This window comes from uncultured Campylobacter sp., assembly GCF_905371695.1.
GTDB lineage: Bacteria > Campylobacterota > Campylobacteria > Campylobacterales > Campylobacteraceae > Campylobacter_A.
Window position 1 is genome coordinate 1 of the sequence record NZ_CAJPMA010000076.1, and the last position, 8,392, is coordinate 8,392.

The 8,392-nt window shown below is 44.0% G+C and carries 10 protein-coding genes; 5 read left to right on the forward strand and 5 right to left on the reverse strand.

What is annotated here, in order from left to right; genetic code table 11:
* The 4 genes from QZ147_RS07130 to QZ147_RS07145 form a co-directional block, all read left to right on the forward strand.
* On the forward strand, positions 1-355 hold a 355-nt coding region (locus QZ147_RS07130; protein WP_295148706.1), incomplete at its 5' end, for a DUF4810 domain-containing protein.
* On the forward strand, positions 345-1,022 hold the full coding sequence (locus tag QZ147_RS07135; RefSeq protein ID WP_295148709.1) for a GNA1162 family protein: 678 nt from the start codon (positions 345-347) through the stop codon (positions 1,020-1,022). The genes QZ147_RS07130 and QZ147_RS07135, both read left to right, overlap by 11 nt.
* Positions 1,023-1,027: 5 nt before the next feature.
* Positions 1,028-1,915: an EamA family transporter gene (locus QZ147_RS07140; protein ID WP_295148711.1), complete on the forward strand. Its 888-nt coding sequence runs from the start codon at positions 1,028-1,030 to the stop codon at positions 1,913-1,915.
* The gene (locus QZ147_RS07145; protein ID WP_021091590.1) at positions 1,912-2,334 is read left to right on the forward strand and encodes a threonylcarbamoyl-AMP synthase; all 423 of its coding nucleotides are present in this window, start codon (positions 1,912-1,914) and stop codon (positions 2,332-2,334) included. The genes QZ147_RS07140 and QZ147_RS07145 overlap by 4 nt, the downstream gene beginning before the upstream one ends.
* A 9-nt stretch (positions 2,335-2,343) precedes the next feature.
* Here the strand turns inward: QZ147_RS07145 and QZ147_RS07150 are convergent, their stop codons facing one another.
* Positions 2,344-2,655: a hypothetical protein gene (locus QZ147_RS07150; RefSeq protein ID WP_107956197.1), complete on the reverse strand. Its 312-nt coding sequence runs from the start codon at positions 2,653-2,655 to the stop codon at positions 2,344-2,346.
* Positions 2,656-2,720: 65 nt separating this feature from the next.
* On the opposite strand from QZ147_RS07150, the gene QZ147_RS07155 reads away from it, so the two are divergent.
* Positions 2,721-3,269 carry an NAD(P)H-dependent oxidoreductase gene (locus QZ147_RS07155; protein ID WP_054197179.1) on the forward strand — a complete coding sequence of 183 codons (549 nt, stop codon included), beginning with the start codon at positions 2,721-2,723 and terminating at the stop codon, positions 3,267-3,269.
* Between the two features lie 394 nt (positions 3,270-3,663).
* On the opposite strand, the gene QZ147_RS07160 is transcribed toward QZ147_RS07155, so the two are convergent.
* From QZ147_RS07160 to nifJ, 4 genes are all read right to left on the reverse strand, one after another.
* The gene (locus QZ147_RS07160; protein WP_107858968.1) at positions 3,664-4,809 is read right to left on the reverse strand and encodes a toxin-antitoxin system YwqK family antitoxin; all 1,146 of its coding nucleotides are present in this window, start codon (positions 4,807-4,809) and stop codon (positions 3,664-3,666) included.
* 106 nt (positions 4,810-4,915) lie between these two features.
* On the reverse strand, positions 4,916-5,422 hold the full coding sequence (locus QZ147_RS07165; protein WP_107858969.1) for a DNA-deoxyinosine glycosylase: 507 nt from the start codon (positions 5,420-5,422) through the stop codon (positions 4,916-4,918).
* 51 nt (positions 5,423-5,473) lie between these two features.
* The gene (locus QZ147_RS07170) at positions 5,474-6,079 is read right to left on the reverse strand and encodes a LemA family protein (RefSeq protein ID WP_103579474.1); all 606 of its coding nucleotides are present in this window, start codon (positions 6,077-6,079) and stop codon (positions 5,474-5,476) included.
* A 175-nt stretch (positions 6,080-6,254) separates the two neighbouring features.
* Positions 6,255-8,392: pyruvate:ferredoxin (flavodoxin) oxidoreductase (gene nifJ / locus QZ147_RS07175; protein ID WP_295148727.1), on the reverse strand; the 2,138-nt coding region annotated here is incomplete at its 5' end.

Sequence of the window (8,392 nt, forward strand, 5' to 3'; positions counted from 1 at the left end):
AGCGGGTTGCGGTCATTCAAACGGCCCAAGATCACTTTATTATTGGGACGGATCATATAGTAGCTCGCTATATAGTTATCTAAATGAAGAGGGCGATACAAACGAGCAAATTTCACGCTTAGAAAATTTGGTGCAGATATCAATACAAAAGGGCTATAAGATCGCTCCTGGCGTATATGCACACCTTGGACTTTTATACTTAAATAACGGAAATTTAGGCGCTGCAAATGCAAATTTTGACAAAGAAGTAGAGAATTTCCCAGAGTCAAGGGAGTATATAAATTTCATCAAAGGCTCTAAAAATTTGACTCCAAAAAAAGTAGAGCAAAAAGAGGGGGCAAATAATGAAAAATAGCCTGAAATTTATAACCTTTGCATTTTTAGCAGTATTTTTTACGGGCTGCTCTATAAAAGAGCCTGAGCCATATGACTACTCAGAATTTTTACAAAAAAGACCTCACTCTATCTTAGTGCTTATGCCAACAAACGATAGTACAGAAATTTCAGGCCCAGCAGCTGTTTTAGCAAATGCAGTCGCACCACTAAGTGAAGCAGGGTACTACGTATTTCCAGTAGCTCTTGTAAATGATACCTTTAAGCTAAATGGCATAACCGAGCCAAGCGAGATCGCAGCCGTGCCACTAAATAAGCTTGATAAAATTTTCCACGCAGATAGTGTGCTTTACATAAACATAAAAGATTATGGTACGAGCTATGCAGTCATCTCAAGCTCAACAAAGGTTGTCCTTGAAGCAAAGCTTATCGATATAAAAAGCGGCGCTACTCTTTGGCAAGGCAGTGCCATAGCAGCAGAAGATAGCAGCAGTGGCCAAAGTAGCCTACTTGGCATGTTAGTCTCAGCTGTCATCTCACAAGTGGCAAATACCATCTCAGATAGATCGTATGATCTAGCAGTGATGGCAGATGCTTATTTGTTTTCAAGAGATTGCCATAACTGCATACTTTATGGACCATATTCGCCGTATTATGGCAAAGATGCACAGCTTAATAAAGATAGATAAATTTAATGAATACTCATCGTCTTGGGATACTTCTTACTTTAGTTGGTGGTATCCTTTGGGGATTTAGTGGGGTTTGTGGGCAGTATCTATTTTCACTTGGTATAAATTCTGATTTTTTGGTGCCATATAGACTGATGCTAGCTGGCATTGTTATTGTGATTTTTTATGCTTTTAAAGAACCAAGTACCGTTTTTGCTCCGATTAAAGATATAAAGCTACTTGGTGAGTTTTTAGTCTATGCCTTGCTTGGGCTTATGATGACGCAGTACGCCTACTTTTACTCCATTGAGCTTTCAAATGCCGCAGTTGCAACTGTTATTCAATACACTGCTCCTGCTTTAATTTTAATGGTCATTTGCATAAAAGAAAAAAGCGCCCCAAGAATACTTGAAATTTTGGCTCTATTTTTAGCCATGCTTGGCGTATTTTTCCTGAGCACACATGCGCAAATTTCATCTCTTGTCATTTCGCCAAAAGCGCTATTTTGGTGCTTGGTGAGCGCTATTTGCGTCTTCGTTTATAACCTAGCTCCAGCAAGGCTAAATGCGAAGTATTCAGTCACTCTCACGCTTGGTTGGGGAATGGTTATGGGTGGAGTAGTGCTTGCTTGCTATATGAGAGTTTGGGATTTTGCTGGGCTTAATGGGATAAATCAATGGCTGGCATTTATTGCTGTTATTACGCTTGGCACCATTTTTGCATTTAGCTTTTATATGATAGGTGTTAAGCTCATAGGCGCAGCAAAAGCTAGTTTATTAGCCTGCATAGAACCACTAAGTGCAGCATTTTTTGGCTATTTTTGGCTTGGGACAAAATTTGTATTTTGGGATTTTTTAGGATTTGCTCTAATAATCTCTTGTATATTTTTACTATCAAAAAGAGAAAAATTATGATATTTCTAGCACAAACCGATACGACAGCCGGCTTTTTGAGTAAAGATTATAAAGAGATAAATAAGGCCAAAATGCGTGATGAAAATAAACCTTGCCTTATCACGACAGCGAAATTTAGCGTTTTAAATGAGCTTGTTAGAGTGCCAAAAAAGTATAAAAATTTTATACGCCGTTCAAGAAAAGCTACATTTTTGTATCCAAATTTAAAGGCTATTAGAGTCGTAAAAGAGTGCGAGCACGAAAAATTTTTAGCTAAATTTGACTGGCTTTATTCAAGCAGTGCGAACAAAAATGGGCAAAATTTTAATGAAGCTTGGGCTATGAGCGTGGCTGATGAAATAGTAGATGATCATTTTTTCGAAGATGCTCCATCAAAAATTTATAAAATTTCTCGAAAAAAAATAAAACGTTTAAGATAACTAGTGAATTTATACGGTCACTACCTTTTTAAACTCATCTAAATTTTTTAGCGCTTCATCTATGCCAATCAGCCAAAATTCGCACTTTGTCGTATCTTTTTTAAAGTGTTTTTTCATTAGCTCTTCCACGCTTTTTGTGCCACACTCTATTAAAAATTGTTTATAAATTTTGCAAAATTTTGCTTCATCTTTTTTAAACTCACTTAGAAAGAATTGTGATAGCAGATAACCGACGCTATAAGGATAGTTGTAGATATAGTTGTCTGTTTTATAAAAATGTAATTTTTTGCTTTCTTGCTTGTAAAAGTCTCGCTCTGGCAAGCATTTTTAATCTACTTTTAGCTTTTTAGCGATATGATTCCGCAAATTTTAACAAAGGAAACAACATGAAAACTCTTGTGATTTTATCGCACCCAAATCTCGCCGCATCGCGCGTAAACAAAGCCTTATCTCAGGTAGCAAAGGCCGCAGCGGACGCTAAGGTGCGGCATTTGGAGGGGCTTTACGGCTTAGATATCGCGCGCATAGACGCCCGCGCAGAGCAAGACGCGTTAGCGGCTGCCGAGCGCATCGTATTTTTGTACCCGATGCACTGGCTAAACGTGCCGCCTATGCTAAAAGCCTATATCGACATCGTCTTTTCGCACGAGCTGGTGGGTTCCGGCGCGCTTAAAGGCAAGGTCTTGCAGCTTGCGCTAAGCGTCAGTACTCCGCTTAGCGAATACTCTAAACAGGGCGCGATCGGCTTTAGCTTGGATGAAATTTTAACGCCGCTTAAGATCGCGGCAAACTACTGCGGGATGGAGTTTGCCGTGCCGTTTATTAGTAGCGGATTTGAGCCGGGCGAGTTTGGCGACGATGCCGTAGATGCCGCAGCTGCGCGCTTTGGCAAGCTTTTACGAGGAGAGCTAAGCCCAGGCGAATATCAAATTTAGCCTCGTCTTTTGCGACCGCGAGTTAAAATTTCGCGACAACAACGTGGCTAAAAGCATTGCAATACGTCTGACTGGTACGTGTTATACGATGTTTGCGTGATATTAAAAAATACGTTTTTTAGTAAAATTTGCGCTTTTTACTCACTCGCCGTATTCGTAGGATCGTTTTGCGTTTGATAGTATGCATTCGAGCCGTTTTTGTACGCTATTGTTGTCGCAGCGATTTCGTCGCAGCTTTGCTAAAAATTTATCTGCGCGCAAAAAAAATAAAAGTATCTTGCATTTAAAATGATAGTGGTTAAATAAAGCTAATTAAAATATTCAAAATATAAAAGATGCAAATATTTGGTTTGATAAAAATTCAAATGATGCCAGTAACAACTTATTTTAGTATTTACTCCCTCGGAAGTCTGTTTTTACCCTGTTTATCGCTGATTAGCTTACCCGCTTCGTCGTATTTTTTGGCGCGGATGAGCCTGCCGCGCTCAAACTCCCCCTCGGCCTCTAGTTTGCCGTTTGCGTAGTAGTGGCGCGCCTCGCCGACCTCCAGCCCGTCCTCAAACATCACTCTGGCTTTTAGCTTGCCGTTTTCGTGATACTCCTCGTACAGCCCGTGATAGCGCCCGTTTTTAAACATTACTTTTGCCGCCGGCGCCCCGCTCTCGTAGTAGTCCAGCCCCGCGCCCGTTTGGCGGCCGTCTTTGTACTCGTATTCGCCTCGTAGCTTGCCGCCCACGTAGTATTCGCGCGCGACGCCGTCCTTTTCGCCGTCTTTGTAATTTTCTACCACGCGCGTTTTGCCGTTTTCGTAAAATCGCTTCCAAACGCCGTTTTTGCGGTCATTTTTGTATTCGCCAGTCTCCTCCACGGTGCCGCTTTCGTAGTACCACGTCTCCGCGCCCTCTCGCTTGCCCTCTTTGTAGGTTCGCACGCCTCGAATTTTACCGCTTTTGTAGTAGTCGAAGTCCTCGCCGTTTCGAAGCCCGCCCGCGTATGGACTGCGTGCGCTAACCTCGCCGCTAATGTAATAGTCCGTGAAAATGCCCTCTCGCCTGTCCGCCTTGAAAAAGCCCTCCTGCTTTAACGCGCCGCCCTCGTCAAAGTAGTAGCGGCGATAACGCCCGTCGCGGACACCATTTTTGTATTCGCTCTCGCCCATCAGAGCGCCGCTATCTGCATGGTAGTGCTTAGCCGTGCCCTCGCGGACGCCGTTTTTTAGGGGATATTCGTTTGAGGGCTTGTCTCTGCCGTCAAAATAGTCTCGATATCGCACCGCCGTGCCGCCCTGCACGTCTATCTCGCGTATAAGCGTGGGCGGCAGAGGTTTTAGCCTCGGATAGACCATGCCCATCGCATTTACGTCATATAGGTCCTCGACGCTGTAGCGCAGCATCTTTAACGTGCCGTCGTAGAGCTTGCCTTTTACGTAGTAAAGGCCATTTTTTAGGCTCGCTTCGGGCTTCATTATGATTTTTGGCTCCAGCGCTTGCGCACCGATGGCTAGAAGCGGAAGTAAAAATAGAAATTTTAAGATTTTCATGGTTTTCCTGCTTTGTTTAATTTGGGTTATTTTAAAATTTGAAACTAAATTTAAGGTGAAGGTGCGATTATTTTGGATGAGTTAAATTTGAAGGCTCGCATCAAATTTAGCCGTCTTTTAACGCTTCGGCGACGATCGTCCACTCTTGCACGAGCCTTTCAAAACTAAAATTTGCATTTGCGGGACTGGTCGAGGGTAGCTTGACGGGTTCTTTACCCGTTGCGTTTAAAATTTGATTTTTTAGGTATTTTTCGCAGATTTCGTGCGCCTTACCGCCGTTTGCGTAAACTTGCGCTATGCGCGCTCCGCTAAAAATCGGCTCCAAATTTGCAGGCTCAACGGCGGTCATTTTAGCATCGCTCGAGCCCTTTATCTCGCACGAGATCGCGGCATCGTAGATAGCGATGCGGTGAGCGAGTAGAAAATTTATCTTTTCATCCATGCTTGTAGGCAGCGGAGCGTTTAAAATCCCGGCCAGCACTCGCCAAAAGCGGTTTTGTGGATTTGCGTAGTAAAAGCCCAGCTTGCGAGAAACTACGGAAGGGAATGAGCCGAGGATTAAAATTTTAGAGTTTTTATCAAAAATCGGTTTAAATGGACTAATTTGGTTCATCTATATCTTTTAAATTTTAGCCATTCAAACCATTTATGATTTTATAAAAAATTACTCTTTTTGGTTTGGATTATTTGAAATTTTATCGTTAATCATCTTTTTTGCATTCATTGCAATATCGGTGATTTTCTTATTAGAGTCACTTAAAATTTCTTGTATTCTAGCCGAATCATCTTTTTTAAATATTTTTAAATTTTCACTAAAGTCCTCATCATTAATGTCAAAATAAGCGACTGATTCAAAAGATAGTTTTGAGGCTATTAGGACTTGCGGGAACGCATTTTTATAAGAATTATAGCTTTTTACCTCAGCATTGTAGCTTTCACGTTTATTTAGGAGTTCGCTCTCGATTTTTTCTAACTGCGACATTAGCATTTGATATGTTTCGTTAGCCTTTAGTTCCGGAAAGGCTTGAGCCAAAGCAGCTACTTTTGCGACTCCATTTCCAGAAACGCCAAGTTGAATCATTTGTTCGCTACTTGCATAATCTTTGGCTATATCTATTATTTGATTTGATAGATCTAAACGTTTTTTGAGCGTAGCTTGGATATTTGCGAAGCTCTCTCTGATGTTTTGCATCATTAATTGTAGTTTATTGTATATTTTAATAATATAAGCCGCTAGGGCAATAACAACAACAATTATAGTAATAAGCATCTTTGCTCCTTTTTACTTGTTTTAAGATATACGATTTTGACTTTTTACGACTTAATTTCACTTTAAGGATTTAGAAACTTGCTTATTTTTTTTGTGGGTTATTTTATTTTTTAAGTGAAATTATCTAAAAACAAAATTCTCCCACATGATAAATTTAAGCGGGAGAATTTACTCTTTACTCGGCTACGCTGCCGGCAGAGGCATCCTCGGCGCTTTCAGGCGCGCTAGACTCGATCTCGTCGCTAAAGTCAGCCAAGCTTAGGCGTTTTAGCTGACGGTAGCGTCTTTGTGCGTCGGCCTTGTTTTTAGCCAGCAGCTCGTCCGCGTGCTGCGGATTGGTTTTCTTAAGCGAGTTGTAGCGAACCTCGTTTAGCAAAAACTCCTCGTAAAGCGACCAATCAGGATCTTTTGAGGTCATTTTGAGCGGATTTTTGCCCTCTTTGATTAGGCGCGGATCGTAGACGTAGGTCGGCCAGTAGCCGCATTTGGTCGCTAGCTCGCCTTGACCGCCCGAGAGCGCCATGCCGCCTTTTATACCGTGCGCGATACACGGCGAATACGCTATCACGAGGCTAGGTCCGTCGTAGGCTTCGGCTGCGGCGATGGCTTTTATCGTGTTTGCCTGGCTGGCGTTTGAGTTGATTTGAGCTACGAAGATATTTCCGTAGGTCATCGCGATGTAGCCTAGATCTTTTTTTTGCATCGGCTTGCCGCTAGCGGTAAACTGCGCTATGGAGCCTGCGCGGCTTGATTTTGAGCTTTGGCCGCCGGTGTTTGAGTAGACCTCGGTGTCAAGCACGAGCACGTTTACGTTCTCGCCGCTAGCTAGCACGTGATCAAGCCCGCCAAAGCCGATGTCGTAGGCCCAGCCGTCGCCGCCGATGATCCACTGGGATTTTTTGACGAGATATCTTTTTAACTCTAAAATTTCTTTTACGCCCTCTACGCTTAAATTTTGCTCCAAAATCGGTGTTAAAATTTTAGCGATTTGCGTCGTTTTCTCGCCGTCGTTTTTGTGTGCGATCCAGTCGGAGTATAGCGCGGCTAGGGCATTTGGCGCGGCGTCTTTGGTGCGTAGCATGACGTCTTCGATACGGTGGCGCAGCGTCTCTACCGCGACGTTCATACCCATGCCAAACTCCGCGTTATCCTCAAATAGCGAATTCGCCCACGCTACGCCCTTGCCCTCTTTGTTCGTCGTATAAGGCGTCGAAGGCGCGCTACCGCCGTAGATCGAGCTACAACCGGTGGCGTTTGCCACGATCATACGGTCGCCGAAAAGTCTCGTAACAAGCCCGATATAAGGCGTCTCGCCGCATCCGGGACACGCACCGTGAAACTCAAATAGCGGCTGCGCAAATCCCACGCCCTTGACGCTATCTTTGCTCATCAGATCGTCTTTGTAGGTTACTTTTTTAAATAAATAATCGGCGTTTTCCTGCTCGTGTCGCTCCATCTCCTCGGCTAGCGGTACCATGACGAGCGATTTTTCCTTGCTCGGGCAAATTTGAGCGCACAGCTCGCAGCCCGTGCAGTCAAGCGGGCTAACTTGGATTTTGTATTTTAGCCCTTTTACCTCTTTGCCTTTGGCGTCTAGGACGTGATCTTGCACGGTTTGCGGCGCGGCGGCGAGCTCGTTTTCGTCGATTAGAAACGGGCGGATCACCGCGTGCGGGCAGACGAAGGCGCACTGATTACACTGGATGCAGTTGCCCTCGATCCACTTCGGTACCATTACGCCGATACCGCGTTTTTCGTATTGCGTCGTGCCTGATTTAAAGTGTCCGTCCTCATAGCCCACAAATGCCGAAACGGGCAAGCTATCGCCCCTGGCGGCGTTGATAGGCTTGACGATTTTTTCTATAAATTCGTCGCCGACGTATTTCTCCTCGTTAGCGGCGTCATCCGTCAAATTTGCCCAGCTAGGATCTACTTCGACCTTGACCAGCCCATCCGCGCCCATATCGATAGCCTTGTAGTTCATCTCCACGATCGCTTCACCCTTTTTGGCATAGGCTTTGTGTGCGTACTCTTTCATGTATTTTTGCGCGTCGGCAAATGGGATGATGTCTGCAAGTTTAAAAAACGCCGACTGCATGATGGTATTCGTGCGGTTTTTTAGCCCGATCTCGCGAGCTAGCTTAGTGGCGTTGATGATGTAGAAATTTACTCTTTTCTCAGCTAAAATTTTCTTTACTTTATTAGGTAGTTTAGCGACCGTCTGCTCGGCGTCCCAGATCGAGTTTAGCAGGAACGTTCCGCCCTCGCGGATACCGTCTATGACGTCGTAAATTTCAAGATACGCCGCGACCG